Consider the following 17059-nt stretch of genomic DNA (forward strand, 5'->3'; position numbering starts at 1 on the left):
TATTTCTCCATTTCTTTTTTTGCGACATATCCGGTGAGACGTTTGCATCGGCTGTATGTCAGGAGAATGTCGAAGTAGCTTCGATGATTTCCTACAAAGAGAACCGCTTCGTCGGGAATGTTTTCCTCTCCGATGACCGTCGTTTTTACTCCGGTTATTTTTAAAATCACTTTGAATCCCCATTGTACGATGCGCAAAGAACTTATGTCGCGGGCGTTCGGGGCAAATTTTCCGATGATCCATTCAACGATGAGGATCGGAATTGTAAGGATGAGAAATAATATAAGAAAAATTACAATACAAATAAAACGAAACATAAATAAACCTCATTTTCTTCTTAAATTTGCAATACAACGGTAATTATACAGCGGAGGATAGGAAAACACAAGACTTATAAAAGGATAGAATGATATAGGCATAAGGAAGGTGTACAGCGCATATGTTTGTATGGAAAAATGCAGAGGTTCGATCGGAATGGACCGAGGATATGCAAAAAGAAAGCTGTTAAAAAAAGATACGCAAAAGGCGGCAGTGTTCGGAGCGGTTCTGATCTGTGCCGCAGCGTTTACGGCAGCGCTGACAGGATGTGTTTCAACACAGGCAGAGACGGAAAAGATACGAGATATGAAGTACGAGGTGATTGAGGAAGAAGATATTCCCCAAAGTCTTCGGGAGATGATCAAAGGAGGAGAGAAGAAACCGTTTCGGATTACATATTCGGATCAGGGATTCCTCTATATCGCACAGGGATACGAGGTTCAGCCGACAACCGGTTATAGTGTGGAAGTGAAGGAACTTTATGAGACGGAAACGGCCGTCTGTATAAAAACGACTCTGATCGGTCCGAAAAAAGGGGAGGAAAAAGAAAAAGCAGAAACATACCCCTATATAGTCGTGCAGACGGAAGATGTAAAAAAAGATGTTTTGTTTAAGTGAGGAGGAGAAAGATGGATCTGACGAAAAAAACAGTTCATTATACACAGGAGGGAAAACCGTTTTTGACCGGTTTTATCTGGATGAAGATTACAATGTGCCCGAGCAGAAAGAAGCTGTTCAAAGAATCGTGTACAGCAGTGCCAAGCTTAAGACAGAGGATGTTCGTCCTGTGGAAAACTATGTGAAAGTAACAGGAAAAGCGTATTACAAAATCCTTTATATGACGCAGGGGGAGACAACGCTTTCGGTGTTGGAAGGAAAGATTCCGTTTGAAGAGATGATCTATGCGGAAAATGACGGCGAAGAGACGTTTTTTATCCGAAATGAAAGGACGGAATTTACTGTATCGGTCGTTCATTCAAGAAAACTGACTCTTCGGGTAGCTGCGGAAATGGAACTGGGAAGGGAACGGATGAGAGATGAAGAATTGACGACAGATGCAGAAAGTGATTTTCCGGTATACAAAAAACGACAGAAGATGAATGTGTCGGAATTAAAGATTTCAAAAAAAGATACGTACCGTATCAAAGAAGAAATAGTACTGCCGGGAACGAAAGAAAGTATCGGACAGATTTTATTTTTTGACATAAGCGGAAGAAAAGCGGAAATCCGCCCCGGACAGGATGAACTGCTTATACGGGGCGAGGCGGAAGTATTCTGCATGTATCTGTCACCGGAAGAAAAAGTGGAATGGATTGAACAGAGCGTGCCGTATGAGGGAAGGATTCCATGCGAAGGCGCAGAGGAAGATATGATCTGTCAGATCCGGCAAAGTCTGGAAGATCCTATCGTCGATATCCGTCAGGATGGAGACGGAGAAATGAGAGCTCTTGGTATCGAAGCGACTCTTTCTATGAAAATGAATGTTTATTCTGAAGTGGAAACAGAGATATTAAAAGATATGTATTCTCTTGACAGAGAGTGCGTACTTGAGAAAAAAGAAGGCATTTATGAGGAAATGCTTATGTACAATCAGGCAAAATGTAAGATTGCGGAGCGTCTGACGCTTCCTGAGCTGAAAGAGGACGTTTTGCAGATTATTCACAGTGAAGGCAGTATCCAGGCAGAAAGCGAGCGGTACACTGAGGAAGGAGTGGAGATTGAAGGAATACTCCATATTTCTTTTCTCTATCTGAGAGCGGATGACGAACAGCCATATGGAAGTTGGACAGGGATGATCCCGTTTTCGTATCTTGTGGAATATCCGAATCTTCCGAAAAATGTCAGCGCAAGTCCGGCGTATCATGTCGAGCAGCTTGCCGTGACTCTTGCGGGAAGCGAGGCGGTCGAAGTGAAGGCGGTGCTGACCTTTGATATCTTTTTGAAAAAGCTGATATCGGCAAGTATGATCACGAATGTTTCCGAACGGCAGTTCGATACGGACGCTTCTGTAAAACGCCCGGGGATCGTCGGTCATATTGTGCAGGATGGGGAAGATTTGTGGAGTCTGGCAAAAAAATATATGACGACGGTATCCGGTATTATGGAAGTTAATTCTATGGACAATGAAAATGTGAAAACGGGGGATAAATTATTGATTTTTAAAGAAAATATGAGTATACTGTAAGCATAATGTATACAAGATACAAGTAAATGTACAGATACACAGAGGCGGAAAACGGGCGGAGGACGGAAGATGAATGAGATTGAATTGAAATCACTGGCAAAGATCAATCTTGGCCTGGATGTGCTGGGGAGGAGAGAAAACGGTTATCATGATGTAAGGATGGTAATGCAGTCGATTTATCTCCATGATGAAGTGAAGATCGAGAAGAAGAGAAGGGAAGGAATCGAGATTGTATCGAATTTAAGATTCCTTCCTATAGGTGAAGGAAATATAGCATACAAAGCGGCGCACATGCTGATAGAAGAATTTTCATTGGAAGGCGGAGTCAGGATCACTTTGAACAAGCATATCCCGGTTGCGGCAGGACTTGCGGGAGGAAGCTCGAATGCGGCGGCGGTTTTGTTCGGTATGAACCGGTTGTTCCGGCTCGGTTTATCTAAAGAAGAACTGATGGAAAGAGGAGTGAAGCTCGGCGCAGACGTACCATACTGCATTATGAGAGGAACGGTTCTGGCAGAAGGGATCGGAGAAGAACTAAAAGAACTTCCTCCGATGCCGAAGTGTACGGTTCTTATAGCAAAACCGCCGATCAGTGTTTCTACAAAGGTTGTATATGAGGCTCTGGATGCGAAAGAAATCTCAGAACATCCTGATATCGACGGGGTGATCGAAGGATTGGAAGAAGGCAGTCTGAAAAAGGTTGCCTCTGCTATGGGAAATGTTTTGGAAGATGTGACGATTCCTATGCATCCGGTTATTGAAGAGATCAAGCAGGAAATGAAAGAGTGCGGAGCTTTAAACGCAATGATGAGCGGAAGCGGTCCGACTGTGTTCGGTTTGTTTGAGAACAGGACTGCGGCGCGTGAAGCACAGAGACGTATCAGGGAGAAGTCACTGGCAGGACAAGTGTATGTGACCAGTATCCATGGAGTGAGGAGGAATTAAGATGCCGATTGATTTTGAAGTGACGATGAATGAATACCTTCCCTTGAGAGATGTCGTATTCAATACGCTCAGGCGGGCAATCTTAAGAGGAGAACTAAAGCCCGGAGAGCGGCTGATGGAGATACAGCTTGCAAACAAACTGGGAGTGAGCAGAACGCCGATCCGGGAAGCGATCCGAAAGCTGGAATTGGAAGGACTTGTGCTCATGATACCGAGAAAAGGCGCGGAGGTAGCGGAGATTACAGAAAAAAATCTGCGCGACGTACTGGAAGTTCGGTGTGCGCTTGAAGAACTTGCCGTACAGCTTGCGTGTGACCGCATTAATCAGGAGGAAATACACGAACTTCATGCCGCTGCTGCCAGATTTGAACAAATGTTTGACAGTGACGATATAACAAGTATCGCACAGGCAGACGAGGCGTTTCATGATGTGATCTTTCAGGCGACGGATAATGAAAGACTGATTCAGCTTTTGAACAATCTACGCGAACAGATGTACCGCTACCGGATTGAATATTTGAAGAAAAAGGAATGCTATCCGCAGCTTATCGCAGAACACGAAGCGATCATGCAGGCAATCGAAGGACACGACAAAGCAATGGCGACTCAGATTACCGGGCAGCATATCAATAATCAGGTAGATACCGTAGTCGGAACGCTGCGCAGTAAAATGCCGGATTTTTGATGTATAAAAGAAAAAGAAATGTCCATACTCTCTGTAGCATAGTTATAAAAACAGCAGACGGAGGGAATACATATGGACAGAACAAAGATCAAAGATCAATTCGGACAGTTCGGCAGGAGGCGGGAATACGGGGCGGATGATGACAGAACGACTAGCCGGCAGATGAAAAAATCAAGGCGGATGTGCGCCGCAGCTGCGGTACTATTTGCATTCGCTGCGGCGTTTGCTCTGACAACGGCGGTTTACAGGATGGATGCGAAAGCGCAGAGTGATCTTCAGCGACGATTATCAGAAGAAGTGCTTCGCTTTCATGTTCTGGCAAACAGCGACAGCAGGGAAGATCAGGCGCTGAAATTAAAAGTGCGTGATAAAGTGCTGGAGTTTCTGGAGGCAAACATGGCGGATGAACAGCATATGACAGAGGATGAAACCGTGATGTGGATACGGGAGCATATCGATGAGATCGAGGATGTGAGCCGCCGGTGTGTTGCCGAAGAAAACTATGATTATCCTGTAACGGCGGCGGTGACAACTTGCTGGTTTCCCGATAAAACATATGGCGATGTAACGTTTCCGGCAGGAAATTATGAGGCGCTGCGTATTGAGATCGGTTCGGCAAAAGGACATAACTGGTGGTGCGTTCTCTATCCGAGTCTCTGTTTTCGCGATGCGGCAAATGCAGTCGTTCCGAATGAAGGAAAAGAAAAATTGAAACATGTTTTGACAGAAGAGGAGTATTCAGAAATCACGGCAGGAACAGAGTTTAAAATAAGCTGGTATTTTTGGAAGAAGAAATAAAATGACACAATTTTTAATAGAACATTTCGTAAAAGATTATGAGGACGTAGAGAAGATATCTGTAAGAACGGCGTATGGAGTTCTGGCAAGTATTGTAGGTATCTTCTGTAATGTCTTTTTGTTTGCAGTAAAATTTACTATCGGAGTGATCGCGCACAGCGTGTCGGTTATGGCGGACGCTTTCAACAATCTGTCGGACGCAGGTTCGTCGATCATTAGTTTTATCGGAGTGAAAATGGCGGAGAAACCTGCGGACAGAGATCATCCGTTCGGACATGGAAGGATTGAATACATAGCGGCGCTAGTAGTTTCTTTTCTTATTTTGGAAGTAGGGTTTACTTTTCTGAAAGATTCGATCGGGAAAATACGAACGCCGGAAATGCTGAATTTTCAGATAGCTTCGGTCATTATACTGATCTTATCGATCGGAGTGAAACTGTGGCTTGGTCTGTTCAACAAGCGGCTTGGCGAGAAGATAAATTCTAAAGTGATGATGGCAGTGTTTGCGGATTCTATGGGAGATGTGATCACAACAGGCGCGACGATCCTTTCGCTTATCGTTTTTCGAATTACGGGCTGGAACATTGACGGAGTGGTCGGAATCGGAGTTGCCCTTGTTGTAATGTGGGCAGGGGTCGGCATTGCAAAAGATACGTTGGAACCGCTGATCGGTGAAGCAATCGATCCTCAGGTATATGATCAGATTAAAGCTTTTGTAGAAAAATACGACGGCATTGTAGGAACGCATGATCTGATCGTTCATAATTACGGACCGGGAAGGAGCATGGCTTCGATCCATGCGGAAGTACCGAATGACGTAGATATCGAAAAATCCCATGAGATCATCGACCGGATCGAGAGAGATGCCAAGCAGACGTTAGGTCTGTTTCTTGTCATTCATATGGATCCGGTGGAGATGAAAGATGAAAATGTGCTCAAGATACGGAAAGTGGCGGAAAAGATCTTAAGAGAACTCGATCCTTCGTGCAGTCTGCATGATTTTCGTATCGTTCACGGAACAAGACAGATCAATCTTGTATTCGATATGGTCATTCCCATCAATTATGATGAGGAGAGAAGAAACGAGCTTCCGCTGCTGATGATGGAGAGGCTGAAACAGATCGACAACAGATATGAGTGCGTGATAACAGTCGATTATGAATTTGTGGCGAAAGCGGAAGCAGAAGAGTAGAGCGAAGGATAAAAGACGGATGAAAGAAGAATAAAGGACGATCGGAAAATGCTTTAAAAGAGGCGGAAAAGCGAAAAACAGCTGCAAGAAGAGCGTGAAAAACAACAAGAAGAATGGCAGGAAGAAGGAATAAAAATGGAGAGAGCACATAAATACGAATTTGAAGGCAAGGTAAGATACAGTGAGATCGATCACAGGGCGACAATGACTCTTCCGGCGTTGATCAATTATTTTCAGGACTGCAGTACCTTTCAGTCCGAGCAACTCGGATATGGAATGGATGTGTTGAAAAAAGAGAAAAAAGCGTGGGTTTTGGCATACTGGCAGGTGATTGTGAAAAGGTATCCGAAGCTATGCGAAAGGATCACAGTCGGAACATTTGCTTCAGGTTTTAAAGGGATGTTCGGAAACCGTAATTTTTATATGAAAGACGAAAGCGGAGAGCAGATTGCCTGTGCGAACTCGATATGGGTGTATATGGACGTAGAAAAAGGAAAACCGGTTCGTGTTGACAAAGAACAGGCGGAAGCCTATGGGATTGACGAACCGCTGGAAATGCCGTATGAGGACCGCAAAATCGAAGAAGCGGAGTCTTATGAGGAAAAAGCGCCGTTTCCGGTGCGAAAATACCATATAGATACAAATGAGCATGTAAATAACTGTCAGTATGTTCAGATGGCGCTGGAAGTGCTTCCGAGGGATATCTTAGTCAGTCAGGTCCGGGTTGATTATAAGAAGTCCGCAGTGCTTGGAGATAAGATATTTCCGGAAACAGCACAGAAAAAAGACCGCGTGATCGTCCGTCTTTGCGATGAAGACAGAAAACCATATGCGGTCATAGAATTTAAAACCGGATGTCGGTCTTAAAGATCGAGTCCGGCAAGAATATCTTCAAGAACTTCTTCTACAGAGTCGGTAATATACTTTGCATGTCCGGCGATGCCGGGGGCGGCGTTTGACATGGCGTATCCCATGCCGACTGTTTCAAGCATTTCCACATCATTATATTGATCGCCGAAGGCGACACATTCTTCGGGGGTTATGCCGAAAAGATCCATCAGATTTCGGAGCGCGCTTCCTTTGTTGCACCCGGGAACGATGAAGTCGATCCAAATGTTTCCGGAAGTGACAACTTTGATTTCGGATGAAAATTTCTCCTGAAGTTCTTTCAGACAGTCCGTTGTTCTGCGGGAAGTCATGTTCGCGAACGCAATCTTTAAAAAAGGACCTTTGACAGTTAAGAGGTCGTCCACGATCTCGGTTGTGTTGTGCATCACATTTACAATGTGGTTTGCGAATTGGGAGTTATTGTTTTCGATCAGGCAAGTATCTTCTCGTGATACTACAATCTCAAATCCGGGTTCTTTTTTTAATTCGCGCAGAATGCGGTAAGCGAGATCGTCCTCAATCAGTCCCCGGGAGATAACTTTCCCCTGATGAATGCACAGAGAACCGTTTTCGGCGATGTAGGAGATATCGTCTTTGATCTCGTGAAAGAGAAGTCGTTCGTTTGCATACTGGCGTCCGCTTGCGGCAACAAAATGAACTCCTTTTTGGGTCAGCGCCCGGATAAGTTCGATTGCCCGGGGCGTCAGCTCCTGCGCTTCGTTTTGAAGCAGAGTGCCGTCTAAGTCGCTTGCAATTAATTTGATCATAGGTCAATCCCTCCATAAAGTTATAGAAAAGTTATAGATAAATATAAGGATAAGTGTTTCTTCTGCGTGTCCGCGTATTAGATTATAACGTAAAAAATATCGGCAGTAAATAAAAAATAAGACTTAAAAAGCGCATGAAAAAGCGCTTGATAAGAGAACTTTTTGATAGAGGCAAGAAAAATCCGAAGTTAAAAAATGAGTAGAAAGAGTGAAAGTCAGATGAAAAAAGACAAGATATGGATTTTCGCGGGAACAACAGAAGGCAGACTGCTCACCCGGTATGCATCACAAATGAAAATGAAGTGTTGTGTCAGCACCGCAACCGAATATGGAAAAAGCGTTCTGGGAGAGAATGAGGGAATCCGGGTCATACCCGGGCGGATGGATCAGTCAAAGATGAGAGCGTTTATAAGGGAAAATAATATCGGACTTGCGGTGGATGCAACCCATCCGTTTGCAAGACAAGTTACAGAAAATATTTGCGCCGCATGCGAAGAAGAAAAGATCAAATATGTTCGCTGTCTTCGGGAAAGAGAAACGAACGATCCGGCTGATCATGCGGGAGAAACGAGTGACGGAAGACCCATATCTGCGGCTTCGGTAGAAGAAGCGGTGGAATATTTAAAAAAGACAGGCGGGAATGTGCTGATATCTACAGGGAGCAAAGAACTGCATTTGTATACCCGGATAAAAGATTATAAAGAAAGATGTTTTGCAAGAGTCCTTTCGACGCAGGAGGCAGTCGCAGAGGCAGTCCGTCTTGGTTTTGAGGGGAAACATCTGATCGCAATGCAGGGTCCCTATTCGGAAGAACTGAATCTGGCAATGCTCAAACATATAAATGCAGCTTATTTTGTGACGAAAGAATCAGGCGGCGCAGGCGGGTTCGAGGAAAAGAAAAAGGCGGCGCAGAAAGCCGGGGCGGAACTTATCGTGATCGCGCGCCCGAAAGAAGAAGGAAAAAGCCTTCAAGAGGTGAAAAAACTTATGGAAGAATTCCTTGCAAAGGAAAATCTTCTATGATATACTACGAATGTTGCAAAAAAACACGCATGCGGTTATCTCCGTCGGTGCCTAAGCCGGAGAATCCGGACGGTTTCGGAGGAAAACAAAACATGCGGAAGTAAAAAACCAATTTGGAGGAAAGAAACATGGGCGTTATTTCAATGAAACAGCTTTTAGAAGCAGGTGTTCATTTCGGACATCAGACAAGAAGATGGAATCCGAAAATGGCTCCGTACATCTACACAGAGAGAAATGGTATTTATATCATCGACCTTCAGAAATCAGTAGGAATGGTTGACGATGCATACAAAGCCGTTTCTGACATCGCGGCAGAAGGCGGCACGATCCTTTTCGTAGGAACAAAGAAACAGGCTCAGGATGCGATCAAAACAGAAGCAGAGCGCTGTGGAATGTATTATGTAAACGAGAGATGGCTAGGCGGTATGCTCACAAACTTTAAGACGATCCAGAGCCGTATCAAACGTCTCAAAGAGATCGAGACAATGTCAGAAGACGGAACATTCGATGTACTTCCGAAAAAAGAAGTTATCGAGCTGAAAAAAGAGTGGGCAAAACTTGAGAAGAACCTTGGCGGAATCAAAGATATGAAGAGACTGCCGGACGCAATCTTCATCGTAGATCCGAAAAAAGAAAGAATCTGCGTACAGGAAGCACACACACTTGGAATTCCGTTGATCGGTATCTGTGATACAAACTGCGATCCGGAAGAACTGGATTATGTGATCCCGGGTAACGATGATGCTATCAGAGCTGTTAAGCTGATCGTTTCTAAGATGGCTGACGCTGTGATTGAAGCAAATCAGGGAGCAACAGACGAAGAATACTACGAAGCAGAAACAGCAGTAGAAGCTGAAGAGGCTGTTGAAGAGTAAGAAAACGAGAGCTTCAGCCTAAAAATAGGTTGAAGCTTTTTGCTTGTATAGGCGACGAGCAAAAGTCCGGGCCTGCCCGAGACCTTGGCGACCGCTTACAATCCCGGAAGACGCCGTTTGGCACTTACGGTGATTTGTTTAGGTGAAAAAGAATATTGAGAAGATAATGGAGGAAATTATCATGGCAATCACAGCAGGAATGGTAAAAGAATTAAGAGAAATGACCGGAGCGGGAATGATGGACTGTAAAAAAGCTCTCTCTGAAACAAACGGAGATATGGATGCGGCAGTAGAATTCCTCAGAAAGAACGGACAGGCAAAAGCTGAGAAAAAAGCTGGAAGAATCGCAGCGGAAGGTATTGTAAAAACAGTTGTAAAAGACAACAAAGCTGCAATCGTAGAAGTAAACTCTGAGACAGACTTCGTTGCAAAGAACGATGAATTTCAGGGATTTGTAGAGACAGTTGTAAATCAGATCGTTGATTCCGAAGCGGCAGATATGGATGCGTTCATGGCAGAAGCTTGGGCAGCAGATACAACAAAAACTGTAAAAGACGCTCTCGTAGAGAAAATCGCAGTGATCGGAGAAAACCTTAACATCAGAAGATTTGAGAAAGTTGCTGCTGACAACGGATGCGTTGTATCTTACATCCACGGCGGCGGACGTATCGGAGTTCTCGTAGTGGCTGATACAGACGTTGTGAATGACGACATCAAAGCATGCCTTAAGAATGTAGCTATGCAGGTTGCTGCTATGTCTCCGAAATATGTATCCCGTGATGAAGTTTCTCAGGAATACATGGAGCATGAAAAAGAGATCCTTCTTGCTCAGGCTAAGAAAGAGAACCCGGAGAAACCGGAAAATATCATTGAGAAGATGATCATCGGACGTCTCAACAAAGAGATGAAAGAAATCTGCCTTCTTGATCAGGTATACGTTCAGGACAGCGACCTTACAGTTGCAAAATACGTTGACAAAGTAGCAAAAGAAAACAATGCTAACGTAACAGTTAAGAAGTTCGTTCGTTTCGAGACAGGCGAAGGACTTGAGAAAAAAGTTGACGATTTCGCAGCAGAAGTAGCAGCACAGGCTGGAATGTAAGCGTTTAGCACAAGCGCGACATATACAAAAAGAGGATTCGATATGAGTTTACTCATATCGAATTCTCTTTTTGTATATACCGTGCGACGCACGGTAGTGAGATGTAGCGAAGCAGAATCGAACTAAGCGCTTGTGCGGACGAAGCGAGATGCACGGTAGTGAGATGTAGCGAAGCGGAATCGAACTAAGCGCTTGTGCGGAAAAAGAAAAATGTAACATATAAGAAATACTTGTAACTTTTTCGTAATGGTAATATAATGTGTTTATGTCACAAAAGAGAGTAGAAGATTCTTTTGCAGCATAAATATTATAAAAGAACAAAGAGGATAATCATTATGGGAAAATATTTTGGAACGGACGGCTTTCGTGGTGAGGCGAATGTTGTGCTGACAGTAGAGCATGCATTTAAGGTAGGACGTTATCTCGGCTGGTATTTCGGACAGGATCATAAGGCAAGGATCGTGATCGGAAAAGATACGAGAAGAAGCAGCTATATGTTTGAGTATGCTCTTGCGGCGGGATTGACAGCGTCAGGCGCGGATGCGTACCTTCTTCATGTTACGACAACCCCCAGTGTTTCATATGTGGTGAGAACGGAAGATTTCGACTGCGGTATTATGATTTCTGCAAGTCATAATCCGTTTTATGATAACGGGATCAAAGTGATCAACAGCGCAGGACATAAATTAGAGGCAGAAGTAGAAGAAAAGATTGAGGCGTATATAGACGGTGAGATCGGAGAGCTTCCGCTGGCGACAAAAGAAAAGATCGGACGTACTGTCGATTATGCAGCGGGAAGAAACCGTTATATCGGCCATCTTATCTCAGTAGCAACACGTTCTTTCAAAGATATGAGAGTCGGATTGGATTGTTCTAACGGAAGTTCATCTGCAATCGCGAAAAGCGTATTTGACGCGCTCGGAGCTAAAACATATGTTATCAATAATGAACCGGATGGTACGAACATCAATACAGACTGCGGATCTACACATATTCACGTTCTTCAGGAATTTGTGAAAGAGAAAAAGCTTGACGTCGGATTCGCTTATGACGGAGATGCAGACAGATGTATTGCTGTAGATGAAAACGGAAAAGTGATAGACGGAGACTTGATTCTCTATATATGCGGAAAATATCTTATGGAACAGGGCCGTCTTGAGGGGAACACGATCGTAACAACGGTAATGTCTAACTTGGGACTGTACAAAGCGTGTGATAAGATCGGTATGAAATATGAGCAGACGGCGGTCGGCGATAAGTACGTCTATGAGAATATGCTGAAAAACGGTTATATTCTCGGCGGTGAGCAGTCAGGCCATATCATTTTCAGTAAACATGCAAGAACAGGCGACGGCATCCTTACCTCACTTTTGATTATGGAAGTAATCCTTGAGAAAAAACAGTCTCTCGGCACACTTGCGGGAGAGGTGAAGATCTATCCTCAGCTTTTGAAAAATGTCCGTGTCACAGATAAAAAGACGGCGAGAGAAAATCCGGCAGTTCAGGAAGCAGTTCAAAAAGCGGCTGACGAGCTTGGAAGCGACGGACGTATCCTTGTTCGCGAAAGCGGTACAGAGCCTGTGATCCGTGTAATGGTCGAAGCGGCAACTGATGAAATATGCGAAAAGTATGTAAACAGCGTTGTGAAGGTGATCGAAGATCAGGGGCTGACAGAATAAGCATTACGATTTCGCGGGTAAAAATAGAGATCGGGAATTAAAAATATATGGATTTGAATAAAGAAAATATGAAAAAGATGAGAGAATTGATCGTTTTTACGATCATTCTTCTCATTGCACTTTGGAACTATAAACTGCTGTTTGAGTGGATCGGCTTTGCGTTCGGCATTGTTACTCCATTTCTTATAGGCGGAGGAATCGCTTTTGTGCTGAACGTGCCAATGAGTTTTTTTGAAGAAACTTTGTTTGGAAATAAGCGGGTAAAAGAAAAGAAACTGGCGAAAAGGCTGGCTCGGCCGTTGAGTCTTGTGCTTACGATCGTGGCAGTGATCGGAGTTGTCGTTCTGGTGATGTTCGTCGTTATTCCGGAGCTGGCGCAGACAGTGCTTTCGCTTGGAAAGACAATACAGGCATTTGTACCGGAGGCACAGCATTTTCTGGAAGAGTTATTTACAGACAACAGTGAAATACGCGCGTGGCTGAATAATCTGGACGTAGATTTGGATAAGCTTTTGGACAGCGTGATCGCTTTCTTTAGAAACGGCGCCGGAAACGTGCTGAATTCTACGGTATATGCGATCGGTTCTATCGTAAACGGTGTGACAACATTTGTAATCGCGTTTGTATTTGCATGTTATATTTTGCTTCAAAAAGAGAAACTCGGCGTGCAGGTAAAAAAAGTGATGCATGCGTTTTTGAAAGAAAAATGGGAAAAAAGATGTCTGAAAGTGTGTACACTGACTTCCAAAACATTTTCTAATTTTTTGACGGGACAATGTCTTGAGGCGCTTATTCTCGGGTCGATGTTTTTTGTGGCGATGAGCCTTTTCAAGATGCCGTATGCGCTTCTGGTCGGTGTGCTCGTGGCATTTACAGCGCTTATTCCGATATTTGGGGCTTTTATCGGCTGTGTTGTAGGAGCGTTCCTCATTTTGATGGTCGATCCGCTGCAGGCATTGTTTTTTGTCATTATGTTTCTCGTGCTTCAACAGATTGAGGGAAATCTCATTTATCCGAAAGTTGTGGGAAATTCGGTCGGTCTGCCTTCCATATGGGTGCTTGCGGCAGTAACGATCGGCGGCAGTTTGATGGGTGTTGTGGGGATGCTGATCTTTATTCCGTTAGTGTCGGTTGTATATACGCTGTTTAGAGAGAGTGTATATAAAAGACTGGAACAAAAACAGAGATAATTCATATATTTCATGTAGAAATGAATGGAATTTAATAAACATCTTGACTTACTTCCGTTTTTCGTGGTACAATACTACGGCGAATGGAAGTAGGTCTTTTTTTTATGCCTAAATTTTGACGGGGTCGCAGCCGTCAGCAACAAGTAGTGAATAATTAAAGCGGAGGTGGAAGTTGTGCGCACAAGAATTACATTGGAGTGTACGGAATGTAAAAACCGTAACTACAACATGACGAAGGATAAGAAAGCTCATCCGGATCGCATGGAAACTAAAAAATACTGCAGATTCTGCAAATCACACACACTGCACAAAGAAACGAAGTAGTCGTCAGGGGGAAGTGGAATTATGAGTGAAACAGAAAAGACTCAGAAAAAGAGCTGGTTCAAAGGACTTCAAGCGGAATTCAAAAAGGTTATTTGGCCGGATAAGAAAACACTTGCAAGACAGACCACGGCAGTTGTTGCTGTTTCCGTAATCCTCGGAGCGTTGATCGCGGTGATCGACGTAATCCTAAGATACGGTATTGACTTATTGATAAAATAGTTGACCGCAGCGGAAAGGTGATTTTATGTCAGAAGCAAAATGGTATGTAGTTCATACTTATTCAGGGTATGAAAACAAAGTGAAAGCGAATATTGATAAGGCGATCGAGAACCGTCATCTTGAAGATCAGATTCTTGAAGTACGCGTTCCTATGGAAGAAGCGACAGAGTTGAGAAACGGTGTTCAAAAAGCGGTTCAGCGCAAGATGTTTCCGGGGTATGTGATGATCCATATGGTCATGAATGACGATACATGGTATGTAGTCAGAAATACTCGCGGAGTGACAGGCTTTGTCGGACCGGGATCAAAACCGGTTCCGCTCGAGGAGCATGAGATGGAAAATCTCGGCATCCAGAGAGATAATGTTATCGTGAATTTCGGAGTCGGCGACATGGTTGTCGTACTTAGCGGAGCATGGGAAGGCACAGTGGGAACTGTGCAGAGCATGAACGAACAGAAGAAGAGTCTGTCGATCAATGTTGAGCTGTTCGGCCGTGACACACCGGTTGAACTTAGTTTTTCAGAAGTGAAAAAAATGGATTAAAAGTAAGTGGGAGGGGCTTGTCCCCGACAATACCACAAGGAGGTAATTGAAATGGCAAAAAAAGTAGAAGGTTATATCAAATTGCAGATTCCTGCCGGCAAGGCAACTCCGGCACCGCCGGTTGGTCCGGCTCTTGGACAGCACGGCGTTAATATCGTTGAATTTACAAAACAGTTCAACGCAAGAACAGCAGATCAGGGCGATCTGATCATTCCGGTTGTCATCACAGTATACAATGACAGAAGTTTCAGCTTCGTTACAAAGACACCGCCGGCAGCAGTTTTGATTAAAAAAGCTTGCAAGATCCAGTCCGGATCAGGCGTACCGAACAAAAATAAAGTTGCGACGATCACAAAAGCTCAGCTTCAGGAGATCGCGGAACTGAAAATGCCGGATCTTAATGCGGCAACAGTTGAGTCTGCTATGAGTATGGTAGCAGGAACATGCCGTTCTATGGGTGTAGTAGTAGAAGAGTAGGCACAGAGTTTCGTCTGCATATTCAAAGCGCGGTGAGGATGAATCGGTTTTGAAGGGCAGAATGTAAACATCCGTGATGCATTGAAACAAACATCAAGTGATTTGAAAGAAGTGGGAGGGGCACGTTCCCGCAAATACCACAAGGAGGTTATTGTAAAATGAAACGAGGAAAGAAATATATCGAAGCTGCAAAACTGATCGAGAGAGGAAACCTCTACGAAAAAGAAGAAGCGGTAGCATTAGTGAAAAAAGCAGCAACAGCAAAGTTTGACGAGACAATCGAGGCTCACATCAGAACAGGTTGTGACGGACGTCATGCAGATCAGCAGATCCGCGGCGCGGTTGTTCTTCCGCACGGAACAGGTAAAAAAGTTCGCATTCTTGTATTTGCAAAAGACGCAAAGGCAGAAGAAGCAAAAGCAGCAGGAGCTGATTTTGTAGGAGGAGACGAGCTTATTCCGAAGATCCAGAACGAAGGATGGCTTGACTTTGACGTAGTTGTAGCTACACCGGATATGATGGGTGTTGTAGGACGTCTCGGACGTGTACTTGGACCGAAAGGTCTTATGCCGAACCCGAAAGCCGGAACAGTTACGATGGACGTGACAAAAGCGATCAACGACATCAAAGCCGGTAAGATCGAGTACAGACTTGACAAAACAAACATTATCCATGTTCCGATCGGTAAAGCATCCTTTACAGAGGAACAGTTAGCGGACAACTTCCAGACGCTTATCGATGCAATCAATAAGGCAAGACCGTCAGCGGTTAAAGGACAGTATTTGAAGAGCATTACTCTTACATCTACAATGGGACCTGGCGTGAAGGTTAATCCGATGAAACTTGCATAATTAAAGTAATATACAGCGAGACAGCATATCATAGTATGTGCTGTCTCGTTTGTTTTATAGGAAGCTTATAGAAACCGGATGAAAGTCCGGATATGCCCAGAAACTTGGCGATCGCTTATTTGTTTTAAAGTATGTGAATATGAAACACATGTGTAAAAAAGTAAAAATAGTAAAATTGACAAATTTTTGAAGAGAAGATGCGCCCGGAAAGGCTGTTTTCATAGGATGAAAAAGGAAATATTGTTAAAAATCACAAAAAAATTATGTAGGTTGAGTGAATAAGTAAATTCCATATGTAAAAGTAAATTCCATACAGAAGACTAAATTCGATATTTTAGGGTTTGACGAATTGTGTCAAATCCTTTAAAGTGGAATTTAACCAGATAATAAATGCTTTTCTGCAATAAAAATGTATGCTAATGAGACAACTGGAATCTGCTCTGTAAGACTAAATTCCACTTGTCTGGTATGTGTGATATGGAGCCTTTATCCGCAGATTTGTTTTATTATCTGGTTTTATTTTTTCAATAATGCAGGCGTTAATACGATCTCATCTGCCGGTATTTCAGTGAGAGCAAAAAAATTTAAAAGTTCATGTGGGAGCATGATTTTTGCAAGAGCCATAGGCGACAATCCACCAAGGCTTTGTCTTGGAGTACTGTTGATATGGCTCATCATCAGATTGATCTCTTTTTGCGAGTAATCGTCAAAGGATGTTCCTTTCGGGCATATTTTTCGGATATATTCATGGTTCTTTTCACAATGCGGCTTTTGCCAGGAACACATCGGATCACAATAATAAATACTTGTCCGAATCAGGTTGTCTTCACCACATTCCAATGCATCCGGAATCTGAAATTCACCGCCTCTGTCCGTTAAAATCAGCGAAAAAGCAGAGGCAAAGAAACGTATCAAATCGCATGCTTCAATGCAGTCAATACATTTATTATATGGATCGGATTCTTTGCTTGTCAGGAGATACGTCCATCATAAAAGA

At 43.7% G+C, this 17059-nt stretch carries 19 protein-coding genes and 1 pseudogene; 17 read left to right on the plus strand and 3 right to left on the minus strand.

Annotation, left to right across the window (positions count from 1 at the left end):
• Positions 1–317, minus strand: a 317-nt coding sequence (locus RUMTOR_RS00005; RefSeq protein WP_004844900.1) for a lysophospholipid acyltransferase family protein, incomplete at its 3' end; no start/stop codon positions are given.
• Between the two features lie 130 nt (positions 318–447).
• Here RUMTOR_RS00005 and RUMTOR_RS00010 point away from each other — a divergent pair.
• From RUMTOR_RS00010 to RUMTOR_RS00040, 7 genes and pseudogenes are all read left to right on the plus strand, one after another.
• Complete coding sequence (locus RUMTOR_RS00010) at positions 448–936, plus strand: protease complex subunit PrcB family protein (RefSeq protein WP_004844901.1); 489 nt, start codon at positions 448–450, stop codon at positions 934–936.
• 11 nt (positions 937–947) lie between these two features.
• Positions 948–2503: pseudogene (locus RUMTOR_RS00015) on the plus strand (DUF3794 and LysM peptidoglycan-binding domain-containing protein).
• Positions 2504–2572: 69 nt separating this feature from the next.
• Complete coding sequence (gene ispE, locus RUMTOR_RS00020; protein ID WP_004844903.1) at positions 2573–3448, plus strand: 4-(cytidine 5'-diphospho)-2-C-methyl-D-erythritol kinase; 876 nt, start codon at positions 2573–2575, stop codon at positions 3446–3448.
• Position 3449: 1 nt separating this feature from the next.
• Positions 3450–4133 (plus strand): GntR family transcriptional regulator, encoded by a 684-nt coding sequence (locus RUMTOR_RS00025; protein WP_004844904.1) that lies wholly within the window; start codon positions 3450–3452, stop codon positions 4131–4133.
• A gap of 72 nt (positions 4134–4205) precedes the next feature.
• Positions 4206–4931, plus strand: a complete 726-nt coding sequence (gene spoIIR / locus RUMTOR_RS00030; protein WP_004844906.1) for a stage II sporulation protein R — start codon at positions 4206–4208, stop codon at positions 4929–4931.
• A gap of 1 nt (position 4932) precedes the next feature.
• On the plus strand, positions 4933–6123 hold the full coding sequence (locus tag RUMTOR_RS00035) for a cation diffusion facilitator family transporter (protein WP_004844907.1): 1191 nt from the start codon (positions 4933–4935) through the stop codon (positions 6121–6123).
• A 135-nt stretch (positions 6124–6258) separates the two neighbouring features.
• The gene (locus RUMTOR_RS00040) at positions 6259–6990 is read left to right on the plus strand and encodes an acyl-[acyl-carrier-protein] thioesterase (protein WP_004844908.1); all 732 of its coding nucleotides are present in this window, start codon (positions 6259–6261) and stop codon (positions 6988–6990) included.
• On the opposite strand, the gene RUMTOR_RS00045 is transcribed toward RUMTOR_RS00040, so the two are convergent.
• On the minus strand, positions 6987–7778 hold the full coding sequence (locus RUMTOR_RS00045) for an HAD family hydrolase (RefSeq protein WP_004844909.1): 792 nt from the start codon (positions 7776–7778) through the stop codon (positions 6987–6989). The two genes, RUMTOR_RS00040 and RUMTOR_RS00045, sit on opposite strands and share 4 nt — an antisense overlap.
• 219 nt (positions 7779–7997) lie before the next feature.
• On the opposite strand from RUMTOR_RS00045, the gene cobK reads away from it, so the two are divergent.
• From cobK to rplA, 10 genes are all read left to right on the plus strand, one after another.
• Positions 7998–8801 carry a precorrin-6A reductase gene (gene cobK, locus RUMTOR_RS00050; protein ID WP_009242397.1) on the plus strand — a complete coding sequence of 268 codons (804 nt, stop codon included), beginning with the start codon at positions 7998–8000 and terminating at the stop codon, positions 8799–8801.
• Positions 8802–8929: 128 nt separating this feature from the next.
• On the plus strand, positions 8930–9676 hold the full coding sequence (gene rpsB / locus RUMTOR_RS00055) for a 30S ribosomal protein S2 (protein WP_004844911.1): 747 nt from the start codon (positions 8930–8932) through the stop codon (positions 9674–9676).
• Positions 9677–9857: 181 nt separating this feature from the next.
• Complete coding sequence (gene tsf / locus RUMTOR_RS00060; protein ID WP_009242396.1) at positions 9858–10778, plus strand: translation elongation factor Ts; 921 nt, start codon at positions 9858–9860, stop codon at positions 10776–10778.
• A gap of 335 nt (positions 10779–11113) precedes the next feature.
• A complete protein-coding gene (gene glmM / locus RUMTOR_RS00065) occupies positions 11114–12457 on the plus strand; it encodes a phosphoglucosamine mutase (protein WP_004844913.1) in 1344 nt (447 codons plus the stop codon).
• A gap of 47 nt (positions 12458–12504) precedes the next feature.
• Positions 12505–13647: an AI-2E family transporter gene (locus RUMTOR_RS00070; RefSeq protein WP_004844914.1), complete on the plus strand. Its 1143-nt coding sequence runs from the start codon at positions 12505–12507 to the stop codon at positions 13645–13647.
• A 174-nt stretch (positions 13648–13821) separates the two neighbouring features.
• Complete coding sequence (gene rpmG, locus RUMTOR_RS12555; protein ID WP_009321242.1) at positions 13822–13971, plus strand: 50S ribosomal protein L33; 150 nt, start codon at positions 13822–13824, stop codon at positions 13969–13971.
• A gap of 21 nt (positions 13972–13992) precedes the next feature.
• Positions 13993–14190 (plus strand): preprotein translocase subunit SecE, encoded by a 198-nt coding sequence (gene secE, locus RUMTOR_RS00075; RefSeq protein ID WP_004844916.1) that lies wholly within the window; start codon positions 13993–13995, stop codon positions 14188–14190.
• Between the two features lie 25 nt (positions 14191–14215).
• On the plus strand, positions 14216–14734 hold the full coding sequence (gene nusG, locus RUMTOR_RS00080) for a transcription termination/antitermination protein NusG (RefSeq protein ID WP_004844917.1): 519 nt from the start codon (positions 14216–14218) through the stop codon (positions 14732–14734).
• 51 nt (positions 14735–14785) lie between these two features.
• Positions 14786–15211 carry a 50S ribosomal protein L11 gene (rplK, locus tag RUMTOR_RS00085; protein WP_004844918.1) on the plus strand — a complete coding sequence of 142 codons (426 nt, stop codon included), beginning with the start codon at positions 14786–14788 and terminating at the stop codon, positions 15209–15211.
• A gap of 158 nt (positions 15212–15369) precedes the next feature.
• Positions 15370–16062, plus strand: coding sequence for a 50S ribosomal protein L1 (gene rplA / locus RUMTOR_RS00090; protein WP_004844919.1), 693 nt, complete (start codon positions 15370–15372; stop codon positions 16060–16062).
• A 516-nt stretch (positions 16063–16578) separates the two neighbouring features.
• Here the strand turns inward: rplA and RUMTOR_RS00095 are convergent.
• Positions 16579–16977: a hypothetical protein gene (locus RUMTOR_RS00095; protein WP_242647665.1), complete on the minus strand. Its 399-nt coding sequence runs from the start codon at positions 16975–16977 to the stop codon at positions 16579–16581.
• Positions 16978–17059 lie beyond the last annotated feature (82 nt).

Origin of the sequence: [Ruminococcus] torques ATCC 27756, assembly GCF_000153925.1 — a bacterium.
In the GTDB taxonomy this organism is placed as follows: Bacteria; Bacillota; Clostridia; order Lachnospirales; family Lachnospiraceae; genus Mediterraneibacter; species Mediterraneibacter torques.

Bases quoted from the DNA above. Each gene is read 5' to 3' on its own strand.
- RUMTOR_RS00010 (WP_004844901.1), top strand. From the start codon at position 448: ATGGAAAAATGCAGAGGTTCGATCGGAATGGACCGAGGATATGCAAAA.
- ispE (WP_004844903.1), top strand. From the start codon at position 2,573: ATGAATGAGATTGAATTGAAATCACTGGCAAAGATCAATCTTGGCCTG.
- RUMTOR_RS00025 (WP_004844904.1), top strand. From the start codon at position 3,450: ATGCCGATTGATTTTGAAGTGACGATGAATGAATACCTTCCCTTGAGA.
- spoIIR (WP_004844906.1), top strand. From the start codon at position 4,206: ATGGACAGAACAAAGATCAAAGATCAATTCGGACAGTTCGGCAGGAGG.
- RUMTOR_RS00035 (WP_004844907.1), top strand. From the start codon at position 4,933: ATGACACAATTTTTAATAGAACATTTCGTAAAAGATTATGAGGACGTA.
- RUMTOR_RS00040 (WP_004844908.1), top strand. From the start codon at position 6,259: ATGGAGAGAGCACATAAATACGAATTTGAAGGCAAGGTAAGATACAGT.
- RUMTOR_RS00045 (WP_004844909.1), bottom strand. From the start codon at position 7,778: ATGATCAAATTAATTGCAAGCGACTTAGACGGCACTCTGCTTCAAAAC.
- cobK (WP_009242397.1), top strand. From the start codon at position 7,998: ATGAAAAAAGACAAGATATGGATTTTCGCGGGAACAACAGAAGGCAGA.
- rpsB (WP_004844911.1), top strand. From the start codon at position 8,930: ATGGGCGTTATTTCAATGAAACAGCTTTTAGAAGCAGGTGTTCATTTC.
- tsf (WP_009242396.1), top strand. From the start codon at position 9,858: ATGGCAATCACAGCAGGAATGGTAAAAGAATTAAGAGAAATGACCGGA.
- glmM (WP_004844913.1), top strand. From the start codon at position 11,114: ATGGGAAAATATTTTGGAACGGACGGCTTTCGTGGTGAGGCGAATGTT.
- RUMTOR_RS00070 (WP_004844914.1), top strand. From the start codon at position 12,505: ATGGATTTGAATAAAGAAAATATGAAAAAGATGAGAGAATTGATCGTT.
- secE (WP_004844916.1), top strand. From the start codon at position 13,993: ATGAGTGAAACAGAAAAGACTCAGAAAAAGAGCTGGTTCAAAGGACTT.
- nusG (WP_004844917.1), top strand. From the start codon at position 14,216: ATGTCAGAAGCAAAATGGTATGTAGTTCATACTTATTCAGGGTATGAA.
- rplK (WP_004844918.1), top strand. From the start codon at position 14,786: ATGGCAAAAAAAGTAGAAGGTTATATCAAATTGCAGATTCCTGCCGGC.
- rplA (WP_004844919.1), top strand. From the start codon at position 15,370: ATGAAACGAGGAAAGAAATATATCGAAGCTGCAAAACTGATCGAGAGA.